The sequence below is a fragment of the Aedoeadaptatus ivorii genome, assembly GCF_030815095.1.
GTDB lineage: Bacteria > Bacillota > Clostridia > Tissierellales > Peptoniphilaceae > Aedoeadaptatus > Aedoeadaptatus ivorii.
Map to the genome: position 1 here is coordinate 22,718 of NZ_JAUSWF010000003.1, position 17,923 is coordinate 40,640.

Annotated in this window: 15 protein-coding genes and 1 other annotated feature (1 of these 16 only partly in view); of the genes, 3 read left to right on the top strand and 12 right to left on the bottom strand. The window is 54.5% G+C overall.

Annotated elements, in window-relative coordinates:
* Positions 1–84, bottom strand: a binding site (T-box leader) (it extends 109 nt beyond the left edge of the window).
* Positions 85–133: 49 nt separating this feature from the next.
* Complete coding sequence (gene trpS / locus QO008_RS02740; RefSeq protein WP_126465583.1) at positions 134–1,123, bottom strand: tryptophan--tRNA ligase; 990 nt, start codon at positions 1,121–1,123, stop codon at positions 134–136.
* 19 nt (positions 1,124–1,142) lie between these two features.
* Positions 1,143–2,474: an amidohydrolase gene (locus tag QO008_RS02745; RefSeq protein ID WP_307384142.1), complete on the bottom strand. Its 1,332-nt coding sequence runs from the start codon at positions 2,472–2,474 to the stop codon at positions 1,143–1,145.
* Positions 2,475–2,635: 161 nt separating this feature from the next.
* Between QO008_RS02745 and rpsD the strand changes: the two genes are divergently transcribed.
* Both rpsD and murC read left to right on the top strand, forming a co-directional pair.
* Positions 2,636–3,229 (top strand): 30S ribosomal protein S4, encoded by a 594-nt coding sequence (rpsD, locus tag QO008_RS02750; protein WP_126465585.1) that lies wholly within the window; start codon positions 2,636–2,638, stop codon positions 3,227–3,229.
* Positions 3,230–3,324: 95 nt separating this feature from the next.
* Complete coding sequence (gene murC / locus QO008_RS02755) at positions 3,325–4,731, top strand: UDP-N-acetylmuramate--L-alanine ligase (RefSeq protein ID WP_126465586.1); 1,407 nt, start codon at positions 3,325–3,327, stop codon at positions 4,729–4,731.
* Between the two features lie 22 nt (positions 4,732–4,753).
* Here murC and QO008_RS02760 read toward each other — a convergent pair whose 3' ends face one another.
* From QO008_RS02760 to ftsE, 9 genes are all read right to left on the bottom strand, one after another.
* Complete coding sequence (locus QO008_RS02760; RefSeq protein WP_307384145.1) at positions 4,754–5,476, bottom strand: amino acid ABC transporter ATP-binding protein; 723 nt, start codon at positions 5,474–5,476, stop codon at positions 4,754–4,756.
* The gene (locus QO008_RS02765; RefSeq protein WP_126465588.1) at positions 5,460–6,149 is read right to left on the bottom strand and encodes an amino acid ABC transporter permease; all 690 of its coding nucleotides are present in this window, start codon (positions 6,147–6,149) and stop codon (positions 5,460–5,462) included. The genes QO008_RS02760 and QO008_RS02765 overlap by 17 nt, the downstream gene beginning before the upstream one ends.
* A 63-nt stretch (positions 6,150–6,212) precedes the next feature.
* Entirely contained in the window at positions 6,213–7,121 is a 909-nt protein-coding gene (locus tag QO008_RS02770; RefSeq protein ID WP_307384150.1) for a transporter substrate-binding domain-containing protein, read from the bottom strand.
* Between the two features lie 248 nt (positions 7,122–7,369).
* A complete protein-coding gene (uvrA, locus tag QO008_RS02775; protein ID WP_307384152.1) occupies positions 7,370–10,195 on the bottom strand; it encodes an excinuclease ABC subunit UvrA in 2,826 nt (941 codons plus the stop codon).
* Positions 10,188–12,167: an excinuclease ABC subunit UvrB gene (uvrB, locus tag QO008_RS02780; protein ID WP_307384155.1), complete on the bottom strand. Its 1,980-nt coding sequence runs from the start codon at positions 12,165–12,167 to the stop codon at positions 10,188–10,190. The genes uvrA and uvrB overlap by 8 nt, the downstream gene beginning before the upstream one ends.
* A gap of 29 nt (positions 12,168–12,196) precedes the next feature.
* Positions 12,197–13,366, bottom strand: coding sequence for a S41 family peptidase (locus QO008_RS02785; RefSeq protein WP_307384158.1), 1,170 nt, complete (start codon positions 13,364–13,366; stop codon positions 12,197–12,199).
* A gap of 62 nt (positions 13,367–13,428) precedes the next feature.
* The gene (locus QO008_RS02790) at positions 13,429–14,880 is read right to left on the bottom strand and encodes a M23 family metallopeptidase (protein WP_232006453.1); all 1,452 of its coding nucleotides are present in this window, start codon (positions 14,878–14,880) and stop codon (positions 13,429–13,431) included.
* 21 nt (positions 14,881–14,901) lie between these two features.
* Entirely contained in the window at positions 14,902–15,807 is a 906-nt protein-coding gene (ftsX, locus tag QO008_RS02795; protein WP_307384161.1) for a permease-like cell division protein FtsX, read from the bottom strand.
* The gene (gene ftsE / locus QO008_RS02800) at positions 15,794–16,480 is read right to left on the bottom strand and encodes a cell division ATP-binding protein FtsE (protein ID WP_126465593.1); all 687 of its coding nucleotides are present in this window, start codon (positions 16,478–16,480) and stop codon (positions 15,794–15,796) included. The genes ftsX and ftsE overlap by 14 nt, the downstream gene beginning before the upstream one ends.
* A gap of 79 nt (positions 16,481–16,559) precedes the next feature.
* On the opposite strand from ftsE, the gene QO008_RS02805 reads away from it, so the two are divergent.
* On the top strand, positions 16,560–17,120 hold the full coding sequence (locus QO008_RS02805; protein ID WP_164715234.1) for a 5-formyltetrahydrofolate cyclo-ligase: 561 nt from the start codon (positions 16,560–16,562) through the stop codon (positions 17,118–17,120).
* On the opposite strand, the gene larB is transcribed toward QO008_RS02805, so the two are convergent.
* Complete coding sequence (gene larB, locus QO008_RS02810; RefSeq protein WP_307384166.1) at positions 17,102–17,782, bottom strand: nickel pincer cofactor biosynthesis protein LarB; 681 nt, start codon at positions 17,780–17,782, stop codon at positions 17,102–17,104. The genes QO008_RS02805 and larB overlap by 19 nt on opposite strands.
* Between the last annotated feature and the right edge of the window lie 141 nt (positions 17,783–17,923).

The window sequence follows — 17,923 nt, forward strand, 5'->3', positions numbered from 1 at the left end:
CGATCCTTTCCTCTGGCCGCTCGCACCGAACGCGGCTTCTCTGAATCGGCTCCAGATCTACTCCTCCCGTCACATCAACTATGGGTTTGCTTCGATTATAAAAAACTCCCGTGCCGTCGTCAAGGAAAAACCCCTACTTCTGCACAAATCCGACCTTGCGGTATACCTTTCGGAGCGTCTTTTGTGCAAGATACGAGGCGCGCTGTGCCCCCTCTTTGCAGACGGATTCGAGCAGCGCCTTGTCCTCGCGGATTTCCTTATAGCGCGTTTGCACCGGTTCGAGCCCTTCGACCACCGCTTCGGCGACGCCTTCTTTTAGCGCACCGTAGCCGCTCGATGCGAATTCGCGCTCCGCCGCCTCGGGGCTGATCCCCCGAAAAGAGGCGTAAATATCCAAGAGGTTTTTGACGCCGGGTTGCGAATCGCTGTATACGACCTTGCCTTCGGAATCCGTCACCGCCCGCTTGATCTTTCTGCGTATCGCATCGGGTTCGTCCAGGATCAAAATATACGCGTTCTCGTCGGCATCGGATTTGCTCATCTTCGCCTTGGGATTTTGCAGACTCATAATCCGCGCGCCCACTTTGGGCGCCATAATCTCGGGAATCTTGAATGTCGGCGAATAGCGCGTGTTAAAGCGCTCGGCGATGTCGCGCGTAAGCTCGATATGTTGTCTTTGGTCTTCGCCCACCGGCACAAGTTCGGTTTGGTACAAGAGGATGTCCGCCGCCATCAGGACGGGGTAGTTTAAGAGTCCCGCATAGATCTCTTTTTGTTTTTGCGACTTGTCCTTAAATTGGGTCATGCGATTCAGCTGCCCCACAGAGGTGATGGTATTCAATACCCACGCCAACTCTACGTGTTCCGGCACGTGGGATTGTACGTAGAGAATGGCGTTTTCGGGGTCGACGCCGCAAGCCATATAGAGGGCGATCAGATCCAAAGTCCGCTTTCTGAGCTGCGCCGGATGCTGGGCCACGGTAATGGCGTGCATATCCACCACGCAGTAGATACACTGATAGGCTTCCTGCAGCGCCGGAAAGTTTCGAAGGGCGCCGAGATAGTTTCCGATCGTCAGGGCGCCGGAGGGTTGAATGCCGGAGTATACGATTTTTCTGTCCATAAGCGATTCCTTCCTATCTTTATGATTCGCGTTCTTCCATGGCGGCGCGCATCTCTTCGTCCAGTTCCTTGCGCGCGAGGAGTGCCTCGAACTTATTTGCCACCGATTCTCGTACTTCTTCGATGTCGATCCGGGTGAGCACCCGGTCCTTCATAACGAAATTGCCGTCGATCAAGACGTGGCGGATATCGGCACTCTGGGCGGAATAGCAAAGCGCGCTGATCAGATTGTTTTTCGGCGTAAAGTTCACCGAATTCAGATCGAAACAGCTGATATCGGCGCGCTTGCCCGTCTCGATAGAGCCGATCTCCGATTCCCTGCCGAGGGCCTTTGCCCCGTTGATGGTCGCCATGCGAAGCACGTCGGCGGCGCTTACGGCCTCGGGATTTTTTTCTACGGCTTTGTTCACGATGGCCGCAAGATGGATCTCTTCCATCATATTCTGGTTGTTATTGGAACTGCTGCCGTCGGTACCCAGCGCCACGGTAAAGCCCTTTTCGAGCAGCTGCTGTACAGGCGTAAAGCCGCTGGCGAGCTTCAAATTGCTGGTGGGATTGTAGACGGGGAAAAATTTCTTCGGATTCACGAGATCCATTTCCGCCTCGGTCATATGCACGCAGTGAGCGGCGATGGTGTGCACATCGCCCAATCCCAAATCGTGCATATAGGCGATGGGGGTCTTGCCGTAAGATGCCAGCGAATCCTCCACTTCCTTTACGGTCTCCGAAGCGTGGGTGTGTAAAATCCCGTCCATTTCCTGTGCCAAGGCGATGGCCTGCTGAATATACAGACCGCTACAGGTGTAGATGGCGTGGGGCGCCGGCGCGACTTCGAGTCTTCCCTCACAGCGGCCGTGATAGCTTACATACAGCATACGGGTTTCTTCGAGTTTTTCGTCCCCGCCGCCGTCGATGTCGGTCAATCCCCGCGTCAAAAGGCCGCGCATGCCGATCTTCGCTGCGGCTTCGCCCACCATATCCAAATGGTAGTACATATCGCAAAAGGTCGTCGTGCCGCTCATAATCCCTTCTGCCATTGAAAGCAGCGACGCCAAATAGATGTCATCGCGCGTCAAATGCGCTTCCAGAGGCCAAATCGCCGTCGTAAGCCAGGTGTTTAAGTCCATATCGTCGGCATAGTTTCTGAAATAGCTCATGCCCAAATGCGTATGGGCGTTTACAAAGCCCGGCACCAAAAGCAGGTCCCTGCCGTCGATCACCTCGCCGCCGGAAAGGCTGCCCCCTTCGGCGATGGCATCGATCTTTCCGTCTGCAAGGCGGATGTCCTTATGCGTCTCTACCGCACCCCGCACGACGTCTATGTAGTTTGTATCTCGAAACAGGTAGTCCATCGATTCCTCCTTTATAATTCTATTTAAGTATAGCACAAGAACGGGTGCGAAAAATAATCGATATAACAGGGTTTTTACCTTTACAAAACAACCCGCTTACTGTATAATACCAGTCGGTTCTAAATTATCGCGGCAAAAATATAATTTAGGAGTGAAGAATATTGGCAAAAATGATGGGACCTAGATTCAAGGAATCGAGAAGATTAGGTCTAAATGTATGTGGACACCCGAAAGCCATGAACCGTGCCGGCAGAGGTACCGCCCGTTCGGACAAGAAACTCACCGAATACGGTAAACAGCTTTTGGAAAAACAAAGACTCAGAGCTTACTACGGCGTCATGGAAAAGCAATTCGTCCGTTTGGTCGAAGAAGCACAAAAATCCGAAGAAGAGACCGGTCCCGCATTGGTAAAGCTCTTAGAAGTACGCTTAGATAATTTGACATATCGTATGGGATTCGCAAGCTCCATTCGTCAAGCGAGACAAATGGTCACCCACGGTCACATGTTCGTAAACGGCAAGAAGGTCAACATCCCCTCTTACCGCGTACAGGTCGGCGATGTCGTATCCTTAAGCGACAGAGGTCGCAAAGTGGATCTGTTCAAGGAAAACTTCGAAACCAACTATGTGAACGCGTATCCTTATATCACGAAAGAAGAGAACAACCGAGCAACCTTAAGCTCCGTTCCCGCTCGTGAAGACATTCCCGTAGAAATCGAAGATCAACTGATCGTCGAATTCTATTCCGGAAAATAAGAAAATTGCGGACACGTCCGCAATTTTTTTGTTTTCGCGGACCTAATACCGAATCCGAGATCCGGTATCTACCCCGAACAGGAAGCGAGGCAATTATGTTTCAATTTACCTTTGGAGCAAACGGCTACCATCATATACACTTTATCGGCATCGGCGGCATCAGTATGTCCGGCCTGGCCGCGCTGATGCTCTCCAAGGGCTATCGCATCTCCGGCAGCGACACAAAACCTTCGGCCATTACCGAACACTTAAAGGCGCTGGGGATCACCGTATACGAAGGGCACCGACCCGAGCAGATCGAAAATGCGGATCTGGTGGTCTATACCGACGCCATTCAAATGGACAATCCGGAGTTTCGCGCCGCCATCGCCCGCAAGGTCGATGTGGTGGACCGCGCCTCTTTTTTGGGCGCTGTGATGCGAAACTTCGGCGTTTCCGTCGCCGTCTCCGGCACCCACGGCAAGACGACCACCACGTCGATGATCGCCACCGCCATTAAGGACGAGCCCTTCTCCCCCACGATTATGGTGGGCGGCAATCTCGGCGAACTCCACGGCAATGTGCGCATCGGCGAGGGCGACTTCTTCCTCACCGAGGCCTGCGAATACCGGGCCAATGTGTTAAAGTACTTCCCCTCTACGGCGATCATCTTGAACATCGACGAAGACCATTTGGACTTCTTCGACAATATCGACCATATTATGGACACCTTCCGCGGCTACGCAAAGAACTTGGGCGAAGGGGATATTTTGATCGTAAACAGCGACGATCCCCGCGCCGATTCCATGCGCCATGCTACGAAGGCGCGGGTGGTCTCGGTCTCCATCGATCGGGATGCCGACTACCGGGCGAAGAACGTCGAGATCGACAAAGACGGCCTGGCTTCCTACGATCTATACGTCGGCGGAGAGCGGATCGATCGCATTGCGCTCCAAGTGATGGGACTGCACAATATCACCAATTCCCTCGCCGCCATCGCCGCCTGCGCGGAAAACGGCATCGATCTTCGCCGTGCGGCGAAGGGCGTCGCCCGCTACCACGGCGTGGGCAGAAGGCTGGAATATAAGGGCGAGACAAACGGCGTGCGCGTGATCGACGATTACGCCCACCACCCGACCGAGATCGCCTCTACCCTGCAGGCGATCCGCCCGACGGTGAAAAACCGCCTGCTCTGCGTCTTCCAACCCCACACCTATACGCGGACAAAACTCTTGTTGGACAATTTCTCCAAGAGCTTTACTCCGGCGGATATTACGATTATCGCCGACATCTATGCCGCGCGGGAAAAAGATTACGGCGACATTCATTCCAAGACTTTGGTCGAGGCGATTCGCGCCAATAACGACCACGCCGTCTATATCGGCGAGCACGACGAGATCCTCGCGTATCTCTTGGAACGCGCCAAACCCGGCGATGTGGTACTCACCATGGGCGCCGGCGACATCTATCTCGTGGGCGAAAAGTTTTTAGAAGCTTACGACGCAAAAAAGGTCGAAGAGTAAAATCTCTTCGACCTTTTTTAATTTACAGAACTTTTTCTAAAAACGCACGGGTTCGCGCTTCCTTGGGATTCCCGAAGACCGATTCGGGGGGACCCTCTTCCACCAATAGGCCGTCGTCCATAAAGAGGATGCGGTCCCCCACGCGACGGGCAAAGCCCATTTCGTGGGTGACGACCACCATGGTCATCCCCTCGGCCGCCAAAGACTGCATGACGTCGAGCACCTCCCCGACCATCTCGGGGTCCAGTGCCGAGGTGGGCTCGTCGAAGAGCATGACCTTGGGCTCCATGGCGAGGGCGCGTACGATGGCGATCCGCTGCTTTTGCCCGCCCGACAGCTGCGAAGGATAGCTGTCCTTCTTCTCTTTCAGCCCGACGCGCTCGAGGAGCCGAAGCGCCTTCGCCTCGGCCTCCCCTTTTTCCAATCCCTTCACGAGAATCGGCGCCAGGGTGATATTTTCGAGCACCGTCTTGTGGGGAAAGAGATTAAAGGACTGAAACACCATGCCCATTTCCTCGCGAATTTTTTCGATAGAGGTCTCGGGTTTGTTGATGTCCACACCTTCGAAGCGCACCTCGCCGGAGGTTGCTTCTTCCAATCGATTCAGACAGCGCAAAAAGGTAGACTTCCCGGAACCCGAAGGTCCGATCACGACGACCACTTCGCCCTCTTGGATCTCTGCATCGATCCCCTTTAAGACCTCGTGGTCGCCGAAACTTTTCTTCAAATTATGCACGTGAATCACTGTTCGCCATCCTCCTTTCTGCGATGCCCAAGAGCTTAGACAAGCTGAATACCAATACGAAATAGATCAGCGCGGCGGTGATATAGGGCATAAAGGGCAAATAGGTCGCCCCCGCTACCACCTTCGCTTCGAACATAATGTCTTCGATGCCGACAAAGGCGACAATGGCAGATTCCTTGATCAGGGTGACGAATTCGTTGCCCAGTGCCGGAAGTACGGTCTTTACCGCCTGGGGCAGAATAATATGCCGCATGGTCTGTTTCTTCGTCATGCCGAGAGACGCTGCCGCTTCGCCTTGGCCGCGGTCGACGGCGTTGATGCCGCCTCGAATAATCTCCGATACATAGGCCGAGGAGTTCATGCAGATGGCGAACATCGACAGCACAAAGGGATTTTTCAGCGACCCGTAGGTTTCGGGAATGATGGCCGCAAAGCCGTAATAGGCGATCAACACCTGTACCAATAGCGGCGTGCCGCGAAAAACTTCCACATAGGCCTTGGCGAGCCATTCGAGGGGTTTGATGCGCGACCGGCGCATTAAGGCGATCAAGAGTCCCAGTACGAAGCCGATCAGTACCCCAAAAAACGAAATCTTCAGCGTGACGAGCATCCCGCTCAAATACGTCGGTCCCCACTTTCCGAGGAAAGCGAACCACGACTGCAATACATTCATAAATCCTCCTTCGCGATCTTCCGCGATCGAAAAAACTGTTTCCCGAGGAAACAGTTTTTTTACTTATTCCGCCGCGGGCGCCTCTTCCCCTGCCCCTTCGGCTTCTGCCCCTTCCGCTCCGGCGGATTCGGAGGCGAGTTGTTCGTATTCCACGATCCATTTTTCGATCTGTCCGTCGTCGATCAGTTTTTTCAACTCTTGGTTAAAATATGCCGTAAGCGCCTTGTTGTCTTTGTTCAGGGCGATACATACGCCGGGTTCGTCGGGGATGTCGATCTTTTTGCTGACGAGTTCGGGATTTTGCTGTGCATACTGTGCGCCGGAGCTTCTGGAGATGACCAGGCCGTCTGCGGTGCCGTTTTTCACTTCCAATACGAGATTGTTCAAGCGAGAGAGGCTGAGCAGTTCCACGTCTTTGGGGAAGTTTTCCTTGATGGTGGTCTCTTGCACGGAGCCGGTTTGGGCGCCGACTTTCTTTCCGGCAAAATCTTCCATGCCGTTGTATTGATCGGCGACGTCTTTTTTGACGAGGATGACCTGATTGTTTTCGTAGTAGGGAATGGTAAAGCTGACGGCATTTCTACGCTCCGGCGTCGCGGAAAGACCGGCAATTCCGATGTCCGCCTGCCCGGTGGAAATACTGGGAATGATGCCTTCAAAGTCTAAGTCCTTGACGGTGAGCTTTACGCCCATGGAATCGGCGAGCGCCTTGGCGATTTCGATGTCGAATCCGACGATTTCATCCTTGCCGTCTTTCAACAAATGCCATTCGTAGGGAGGATAGTCGGCGCTGGTGGCGAGGACCAACTCGCCTTTTTCCTTGATTTTTTCTACCGCCGCATCCATTTCTTCCTGCGTGGCTTCTGCCGGGGCGTCGTCATTGGCCGCGGGCGTGTCGCCGCCGCCGGAACATCCTGCCAGTACAAAGGTAAGTAGCAATGCCAAAATCGTAAATAAAGATGTCTTTTTCATAATAATCCTTTCTTGAATACCCGAATTTTCTATGTGATCGCTATGCCGATCGTCGTCTCTTGGAGCCGGAATTCGCCGGTCGATCCGAACGACGGTAAAATTTCCGTTTGCTCTCTATTATACTGAAAGTATTCAAGATTAAGGCCTCCCTTCCGTTTATCTTTTTTGAGATTATACTATACCGCGCTACAATCCTCAAGAAAGGACAAACAAAAATGAGAAACGTCGTTTCCGACGTTTCTCATTTTTTATTCCAATACGGGTTTCAAAAACTGTCCCGTATAGCTTTCTTTGACTTGAACGATCTCCTCGGGACGACCCGTGGCGACGATGCGCCCGCCCCCGTCTCCGCCGTCGGGACCCAGGTCGATAATGTGGTCTGCGACTTTGATGACGTCGAGATTGTGCTCGATCACCACCACGGTATTGCCCTTGTCCGCAAGGCGCGACAGGACGTCTACGAGCTTGCGGATGTCCTCGGTATGCAAACCCGTCGTGGGTTCGTCGAGGATATAGAGGGTTCTGCCGGTGCCCCGCTTCGAGAGTTCGGTGGCGAGCTTGATCCGCTGCGCCTCCCCACCCGAAAGCTGGGTGGAGGGCTGGCCCAGGGTGATGTATCCGAGCCCCACATCGCGAAGTGTCTCGATCTTTCTTAGAATGCGCGGATGGTTGGCGAAGAAATCCACCGCCTCCTCTACGGTCATATCGAGAATATCGGCGATGTTTTTGCCCTTAAAGCGCACCTGCAGCGTCTCCCGATTGTATCGCTTTCCGCCGCAGACTTCGCAGGGCACGTATACGTCGGGCAGAAAGTGCATCTCTACCTTGAGAATCCCGTCGCCCTTACACGCCTCGCAGCGACCGCCCTTTACATTAAAGGAAAAGCGGCCCTTCTCGTAGCCGCGCACCTTGGCCTCGTTGGTCGAGGCGAAGACGTCGCGAATATGATCGAATACGCCGGTATAGGTCGCCGGGTTGGAGCGGGGCGTCCTGCCGATGGGGCTCTGGTCGATGGAGACGATTTTGTCCACGTATTCGAGCCCTTCCACCTTCTTGTATTTGCCGGGACGCACCTTGCTCTTGTTCACCTGTTGGGCGACGACCTTTTTTAGGATCTCGTTGACGAGCGAACTCTTGCCCGAGCCGGATACCCCGGTGACGCAGATAAACTGCCCCAGGGGAAATTCCACATCGATCCCCTTTAGATTGTTCTCCGCCGCGCCGTAAATGCGGATGCGCTCATCGGTATAGGGCCGGCGGGAAGGCGGCACGGGAATCTTCTTTCTGCCCGAAAGATACTGCCCGGTGATGGAATCTTCCACCTGCATAATCTCTTCGACATTGCCCTGGGCGACGATATATCCGCCGTGCACCCCGGCGCCGGGCCCGATGTCCAAGATTTCGTCGGCTTCGCGCATGGTGTCCTCGTCGTGTTCGACGACGATCAGGGTATTGCCGATATCCGTCAGATTGCGCAGGGAACGCAGCAACATGGCATTGTCCTTCTGGTGCAAGCCGATGGACGGTTCGTCTAAGACATAGGTTACCCCCACCAGGGCGGAGCCGATTTGGGTGGCAAGCCGGATTCGCTGCGATTCGCCGCCGGACAGCGTTCCCGCCATCCGCGCGAGCGTCAAATATCCCAGCCCCACCTGAATCAAAAAGGACAGCCGCTCCCGAATTTCTTTGAGCACCTGATCCGCGATCTTCTTTTCCGTTTCAGAAAACTCCAGATTGTCGAAAAAGTCGATGGCATCCGACACCGGAAGAAGCGTCGCCTCGTAGATGTTTTTGCCGCCGAGCTTAAAGACCAAAGATTCCATCTTGAGCCGCGCGCCGTGACATTCGGGGCAGGGAATGTCCGAGAGGAAGGGTTCGATCCGCTCCATGGCGCTGTCGCTGTGGCTCTCGCGATAGCGGCGGTCCAGATTGGCGAGAATGCCCTCAAAGTGGCCGGAATACTTCTTCTTTCCGCTAAAGTACGAATCGAATGTAAAGTTCAGCGGTTTTTTTGTGCCGTATAACAGCTCGTCGAGGAACGCTTTCGGCGCTTCTTTGATCGGCGCCTTGGTCGAAAAATCATAGCGCTTCGCCAGTTGATTGATGATTTCCTTATAGTAGGTGCCGTCGGTGGTGGAATAGGCGGAAATCGCACCTTCGTCGATGGAAAGATCCTTGTTGGGGATCACAAAATCCGGATCCGCCCGGCGGCTGCTGCCCAATCCGTTGCAGACGGGGCAGGCGCCCATGGGCGTATTAAAGGAAAAGGAGCGCGGCGTCGCCGGTTCAATGGCGATGTCGTGGTCGGGACAGGTGTAGTCGGTGGAATACAGCTTGTAATTGCCGTCCAATGTGTCGACGATCACCGTAGAACCCGATACTTCGAGCGCCGTCTCTATGCTGTCGGCGAGGCGGCTCTCGATGCCCTCGCGGACGATGATTCGGTCTACGACCACCAAAATATCGTGGATTTTGTTTTTCTCGAGCTCGATCTCTTCGTCGGCCTCGTGCATTTCGTCGTCGATCAATACGCGCAGAAATCCTTCTTTTCGGATGCGCTCCAGCACCTTTTTGTGCTGCCCCTTCTTCTGCCGAATGACGGGAGCGAGGAGCTGAAAGCGGCTCCCCTCTTCCATTTCCATAATGCGGTCTACGATTTGGTCCTCCGCATACGCCTCGATCTTTTTGCCACAGATCGGGCAGTACGGCTTCGCCACGCGAGCGTAAAGCAAGCGGATATAGTCGTAGATTTCGGTGACCGTCCCCACGGTAGAACGCGGGTTTCGGGAGGTGGTTTTCTGGTCGATGGCGATGGCCGGGCTCATGCCCTCTATAAATTCCACATCGGGCTTGTCCATCTGCCCCAAAAACTGGCGGGCATAGGACGAAAGGCTCTCCACATAGCGACGCTGTCCTTCGGCATAAATGGTATCGAAGGCGAGGGAGCTCTTCCCCGATCCCGATAGACCCGTAATGACGGTCATTTTGTTTCTCGGAATCCGAACGTCGAGATTCTTCAAATTGTGTTGGCGCGCGCCGTGTATATGAATGGCTTGTTCCAGGGTTTTATTCATTCGTTTCCTTTCCCAAATACTGTGCTTGTAGCGAACGTATCTGATCGCGAATATCCGCCGCCCGCTCGAAATCCAAAGATTCCGCCGCCTTAAACATTTCCGTCTCGAGGTTTTTCAACATGACTTCGACTTCTTCGGCGCTGAATTCCTCTTCAAAGGCGACGGTTTCTTCGGCCGCCACGGTGTTTTCGATAATATCGCGTATGCCCTTTTCGACGGATTTGGGGGTAATGTGATGGGCTTTATTATACGCCATCTGAATGCCCCGCCGCCGCTCTGTCTCATCGATGGTCCGCTGCATAGAGCCGGTGATCGTATCGGCATACATAATAACGTGGCCGTCGACATTTCGCGCGGCCCGCCCTGCCGTCTGAATCAAGGAGGTGTCGGAGCGGAGGAAGCCCTCTTTGTCCGCATCCAAAATCGCCACCAAGCCCACCTCGGGAATGTCCAAACCTTCCCGCAGGAGGTTGATGCCGACCAGCACGTCGTAGACGCCCAGACGCAGATCGCGGATGATTTCCATGCGCTCGATAGTCTTCACATCGGAGTGGAGATAGGCGACCTTCAGCCCGATCTCCTTAAAATAGGCGGACAGATCCTCCGCCATCCGCTTGGTGAGCGTCGTCACCAAAACCCGCATGCCCTTTTCGATCCGCTTGTAGATCTGATCGGTAAGGTGGTCGATTTGGTTTTTCGTCGGCACGACTTCGATGGCGGGATCCACTAGGCCCGTGGGGCGGATGATCTGTTCCACCCGCTGCTCTTCGTGCTCCTCTTCGTAGGGACCGGGAGTGGCAGAGACATAGATCACCTGATTCTGAAGCGCCTCGAACTCCTCGAAGCGCAGGGGCCGGTTGTCCAGGGCGGAGGGCAGGCGGAACCCGTACTCCACCAGGGTCTCTTTGCGTGCCCTGTCGCCGTTGAACATGCCGCGGATTTGTGGCACCGTGGCGTGGGATTCGTCGATGATAGTAAGAAAATCGTCAGGGAAGTAGTCGATCAAGGTATAGGGACGGCTGCCCGCTTCTCTGCCGCTCAAGTGGCGGGTATAGTTTTCGATGCCGGAGCAGAATCCCATCTCCTCCAGCATCTCGATGTCGTAATTGGTGCGCTGCTCCAGGCGCTGCGCCTCGAGCAACTTTTCCTGATCGCGCAGGACATAGAGGCGCTCCTCTAATTCCTCGCGAATGGTCTGTACCGCCCGCTGTACCTTTTCCGGTCGAGTGGCAAAGTGCGACGCCGGAAAAATCGACACGTGATTTCGATAGCTCTCCACATGGCCGGTTACGGCGTCGATCTCGGCAATGCGGTCGATCTCGTCGCCGAAAAACTCGACCCGAATCGTCTTTTCGGCACTCCCCGCGGGGAAGATCTCGAGCACATCGCCCCGTGCGCGGAAGGTGCCGCGGCTAAAGTCGATGTCGTTTCTGACGTATTGGATGTCGACGAGCTTGCTCATCAGCTCGTTGCGGTCCCAAACCATGCCGGGCCGCAGGCTGACCACCAGATTCTTGTAGTCGATGGGGTCTCCCAAGCCGTAGATACAGCTGACCGAAGCGACGATAATAACGTCCTTGCGCTCGAACAACGCCATGGTGGCGGAGTGGCGGAGCTTGTCGATCTCGTCGTTGATGCTGGCGTCTTTTGCGATAAAGGTATCGGTGCCCGGCACATAGGCCTCGGGTTGGTAATAGTCGTAGTAGCTGACAAAGTATTCGACGGCGTTTTCGGGAAAAAATTCCCGAAATTCCGATGCCAGCTGGTAGGCGAGGGTTTTGTTGTGGGCAATGACCAGCGTGGGCTTTTGCACCTTTTCGATCACATTTGCCATCGTAAAGGTCTTCCCGCTTCCCGTTACCCCCAAGAGGGTCTGGTGTTTCATATTCTCGTCGAGACCCTTCGCCAATGCGTCGATCGCCTCCGGCTGGTCGCCCGTAGGCCGGTACTTCGAATGTATTTTAAAATCCATTGCGACCTCCTGCGTTCAAAAAAGCGATCTTAACGATCGCTTTTTTCTATGATTTCTATCGCCTTTTGTAATTGCGTATCTTGCTCTTTATATTCCGGACCGATGCCGGTCACCTCTTTCGGCAACGCGACTTTTACGTCCGGTTCGATTCCCTTGTCCTGTATATTTACCCCCGAAGGCGTAAAATATTCACTCGTGGTCAGCTTGAGGCCGCCCCCGCCCGGCAAGGGCAATAGGGACTGCACGACCCCCTTGCCGAAGGTCTTCTCGCCGACCAACGTCCCCGCCTTGTGGTCCTTGATCGCACCCGATACGATCTCCGATGCGGAAGCACTGCCGCCGTTTGCGAGCACCGCCAGGGGCTTTTCCCATCTGTCGGCGTCGGAGGCGTAGTGAAAGACTTCTTTTCCCCGGTTGTCCTTGGCGCTTACGATGTCGCCCTCTCCCAAGAGCAGATCGCTAACGCCCACGGCTGCTTCCAATATGCCGCCCGGATTGCCCCGAAGGTCGAGAATCAGTCCCTTCTTTCCGTCTGTCTTCGCCCGATTCAGCGCGGCTTCAAAATCCGCCAGGGTGTCGTCTTCGAATTGGGTGAGTCCGATATAGGCGATGTCGCCCAAATCGGCGGTGATCACCGATTCCATGCGGATCTCGTCGCGCTTCACCTCGACTTCTTTGAGCTCACCACCGTCTTTGGGGAGGATGCCCAGTTTTACCGTGGTGCCCTTATCCCCCTTGATGTGCTTTACCGCCTCTTCCAAGTCCTCCGCCGTATAGTCGATGCCGTTGACCGATACGATTTTATCTCCCGACTGGATGCCCGCGGCTTCTGCCGGGGAGCCCTTGATGGGAGCGATGACAGTGATCATCTTGGAATTGGCGTCGGCGCCGATTTGTACGCCGATGCCGAAGAATTCGCCGGTGGTCGCTTCGACGAAACTGTTGTATTCTTCTTCGGTAAAATACTCGCTATACGGATCGTTCAGCGCCTCTACGGTTCCCTTTCGGCGTCCGATTTCGAAGTCTTCGTCGGAAATCTCCTTGGCCCGGAGGTAGTTTTTTTTCAAAAAACGCTCCAGCGCCCGCGTGGTCATCACTTCTTTTACATCGCCCGTGACGAACTGAACGGAGGCGAAAGCGGTGGCGATATTGCTCACCGCCAGCAACAGGACAAACAGGATGACAGTTCTCTTCTTCATTTTTGCTCCTATGGAAATAAGGAACCTCCGCGCGAAGGTTCCTTATCGATTCAACTCGTTATTTATAGATAGTTAAGGGGATCGCGGACCACGCCGCCGACGCGCACTTCGAAGTGCAGGTGGGGACCGGTGCTCATGCCGGTGCTGCCCACATAGGCGATGGTTTCGCCGCCGGATACGGTCTGTCCGACATGGACGGCACGGGAGGAGAGGTGGGCGTAGACGGTCACTTTGGAGCCGTGGTCCACCATCACGCAGTTGCCGTAGCCGCTCATAAAGCGGGAGGCGATGACGGTGCCGGATGCCGCGCTCACCACCGGGGTGCCGGAAGGCGCGGGGATATCGATGCCGGTGTGCATCTTTTTATACCCGAGAATCGGGTGGGTCCGATAGCCGAACGGCGAGCTGACGCGGTGATGTCCCGGTACGGGCCAGTACAGATCGCCCTTCGGCGCTTCGGGTTCGGCGACGATGCCGTTGGATACGACCGCGTCTTCCGCCGGGGCGACGGGCCGGGGCGTGTAGGTCTTTTTCACCGGCGCCGGCGTACGAACCGTCTCGGCTTCGGTTTTCGATCCTGTAGTCGCAACGGATTCGCTGCGTACGGGCGCTTCGGCTTCTACGGAAGCAGAAGGCGTCTGCTCACTTTGTGCCGTTTGCTCACTTTGTGCCGTCGCGTTCTGTTGGTTCTTTGCCTTTTGGCGCTCCGCCTTCGCCGCTTCTTTCGCAGCGTTTTGCCGCGCTACGCGGGCCGCTTCTTCTTCTCTCGCCTTTTGGATCGAATACTCCAGATTGGCGATCTTCGATTCAATGGCATCGGATTCGCGCAGCATTTGGTCGTACTGTGCTTCGTAGGCGGAGAGGTTTCCGATCAGGCCGTTCATATAAGTAGTCTTTTGCGCATTCGCACTTTCGAGGCTGGCACGTTGTTGTTGCACTTGCTGCTGTTTTGCGGCGAGTTCTTGTTCCTGTTGTGCCAGAATAGCCTGCTTTTCTTCGATTTCCTGGACCTTAGCGGTGATTTCATCGACCAGTTCGCGGTCGCTCTTCGCGATGGAACGGATCATGCGCGCATTGCCGATCAGCGATTCCGCATCGGCGGAGTCCAGCAAAATATCTAAGTATCCTCGATCGTTGGCGATATACATGGCGCGGAGCCGTTTTGCGTAGAACTCTTTTTTCTCTGCCAATTCTTGTTTGGCGGCTTCGAGCTCTTCCTTCGTCTTTTGAATCTCGGCCTTGAGTTGTGCCATCTCGCCGTTGAGTCGGTCCAATTCCACATTGGCCTGACTGATGCGGGCGTCGATGGCGCGAATCTCGGCTTCTACACTGCTGACAGCGCCTCGGGTCGATTGAATCTTCGAGCGAGCATCGGACATTTCCGATTGGATGGCATTTTTTTGCTGAATGGCTTCCGACTTTTGTGCTTCCAGACCGGCGGCAAAAGCCGGTTCCGATGCCAAGAGCAAGAGTGCCAGAGTCGCTGAAAGCTTCTTTCTGTGATTCGCGTCCAAATTCATCCTCCTCATTCGTTCCTATACGTCCAAATAGCGCTTTAGGGAAATGGAACTGCCCAAGAGCCCAATGCCCACGCCAATACAAGCGAAAATGATGCCCATATCCCGAATCATCAGCTTCGGGGGGATCAGTCGCATACCCAACAAAACATTTAATTTATCGTTAAACAGGCCGTACAACGCATCGTAGCCGAAGTAGACCACCGCCAGGGCGATGGCGCCGGCGATCACGCCGAAAATCAGTCCTTCCAAAAGGAGAGGCCGGCGGATATATCCGTTGCTGGCACCGATATATTTCATAATCTGAATCTCGTGGCTGCGGATCGAAAGCGTCGACTTTACCGTATTGTGGATCAATACGATGGCGACGACGAGCAAAATGCCGACGATCACAAATCCGACGACGCGGACCCAATCGTTCATCTGCACGATCTTTCCGATCAGCTCGTTTAAGTAATCAACCTGGTATACACCGGGCATATCCTGTAGGCTGGCCGAGACGGCCTTTGCCTCTTTGATGTCGCTGATCCGAAGAGTGAGCGACGCCGGCAGCGGGTTTTCTTCCATGCCGTCGAGGAAATACGAGTCGTTTTCCAATTCCATATTCTTGGAAAACTTCTTCCACGCCTCTTCCTTCGATACGTACTCGATATCGCGAACGTATCCGGTGGATTCCGCCTGGGCGACGATGTTTTGCACATCCTCTTCCGTGGCGTTGGTATTTAAGTAGACCACGACTTTGTCGACCTTTTTCTCCGTTTCATTGACGAGGCCCGTCATATTCAGGATCAAAAGCGCCACCACGCCGAACAGGACCAACACCGCGGTAATGGAGATCACCGACAACAGGCTCATGCCCTTGTTGCGAAAGATGCTTTGAAAGGCTTCCTTGACATTGTTCAACAGTTGCCTAATAAATCGCATCGTAACCTCCTACATTCACGTCGCTGATAATGCGTCCGTTTTCGAGGGTGATCACGCGCCGTCGCAGGTGATTTACGATGTTTCTGGCGTGTGTCGCCATAATCACCGTGGCGCCGTCTTCGTTGATCCGCTGCAGCGTCTGCATTACGGTCATCGCCGTCTGAAAGTCCAGATTCCCGGTGGGCTCGTCGCAGACGAGGACCGGCGGCTTGTTGACGATAGCGCGCGCAATCGCAAGGCGCTGCCCTTCCCCGCCGGAAAGCTCCCGCGGGTAGCTGTTGCGCTTATCGGAGAGACCTACGAGTTCCAATACTTCGGGCACCCGCTTTTTAATCGTCCGTCCGCTTTCTCCTACGATCTCTAGGGCATAAGCCACATTTTCATAGGCGGTCTTTTTCGGCAAAAGGCGAAAGTCCTGGAAGACCACGCCCACCTGCCGCCGCAATTTGGGTATATACCATGGAGCGAGATTCGTGATGTCTCTGTTGTTTATATAGATCTTTCCCCGCGTGACGTCTTCTTCGCAGATGAGCAGCTTAATCAGCGTGCTCTTGCCGGCGCCCGAAGGGCCGACGAAAAAGACGAATTCACCGTAGGGGATTTCTAAATTGATGTCCATTAAGGCCTGTACGCCGTTTTTGTACTCCTTATAGACATTTCGAAACGTGATCAACGGTACACCTCATTCCATACAAGATCTAATTTATTATAGTATAAGTTACAAAGATATGAAAGCGCGGGAGGCAATTGCAATGAAAAAGACATATTTTCGTAATACATTCAAAGAAATTCGTAAGAACATTCCCGAAAACGAACGCAAACGGCGTTCCGAAACCATTTTTAATCGGCTCTGCGCCTTGAAACGGTATCGGAACGCCGAACGCATTTTCTTGTTCGTCTCTTTTGGCACCGAAGTGGAGACCCTTTCGTGGATCCCCGCCCTATTAAAGGAAAAGAAAGTCTATATCCCCTACACCGATGCCGCCAATCACACCATGCAAATGACCGAAATCTACGATGCCTGCGAATTGGAGAAGGACGCCATGGGCATCTACGCCTTACCGCCGGTTCTCGCATCGGCGCGATTGCGCGATGCAGCGGACCTTATCTTGACGCCGGGCCTCGCCTTCGACCGCGAAGGGCATCGCCTGGGGTACGGCGGCGGCTACTATGATCGCTTTTTTCAAAGCCATGGCGGTTTTCGGCTGGGCATCGGCTTTTCGGAGCAGCTGACGGACGCGCTGCCCGCCGATCCCCATGATCTGCCCCTCCATGCATTTTTGTCGGAGTCGGACTATTTGCGCTTTTCATAGATCGCTTTTACGATCTGGGCCGCCATATAGGCCGCGCCGAAGCCATTGTCGATATTGACCGCGGCGATTCCTTCGGCGCAACTGTTTAACATGCTAAGGAGTGCCGCCATGCCCTGAAAGGAAGCGCCGTAGCCCACCGAGGTAGGCACCGCGATCACGGGAATGTCGACCAATCCCGCCGTAACGGAGGGAAGCGCCCCGTCCATGCCGGCACAGACGACGGCGCAGTCGGCGGCGCGGATCGCCTCGAGTACGTCGAACAAACGGTGAATCCCCGCCACGCCGACGTCGTAATAGGATTTTGCGCCGATCCCGAAGTAGGCGAGGATGCGCATACATTCCTCCGCCACGGCGACATCGGCCGTGCCTGCCGTAATCACCGCCACTTCCCCTACGACATCGCGCTTTCCCCCGGCCATCGCCGTACGCGAGACGGGATCGTAGTCGAGTGCGATGCCCATATCGTGTAAGGCCGAAAAGCGATCGGCGCTTAAGCGCGTGATCAGTACTTCTTTTTCTTCCGCATATATTTTTTGCACGACCTCCCGCAGATGTGCGATTTCCTTTCCTTCCCCGAAGACCACTTCCGGGAAGCACCGCCGTTTTTTTCGTTGTAGATCGGGGCGGCTGTAAATTCTCTCGGGTTTTTTTTCCATTCCCATAGATTCCCTTCTGTTTTGTTACATTTTCTTACAATTGTTAAGATCTCTTTAACAACCGAGAAGGGCTCGAAGGCAACCGTTGCCTGTGATATAATGGCGCGGAGGATGTGATGCTTTGGAACCCTTTATTAAAATTCGAAA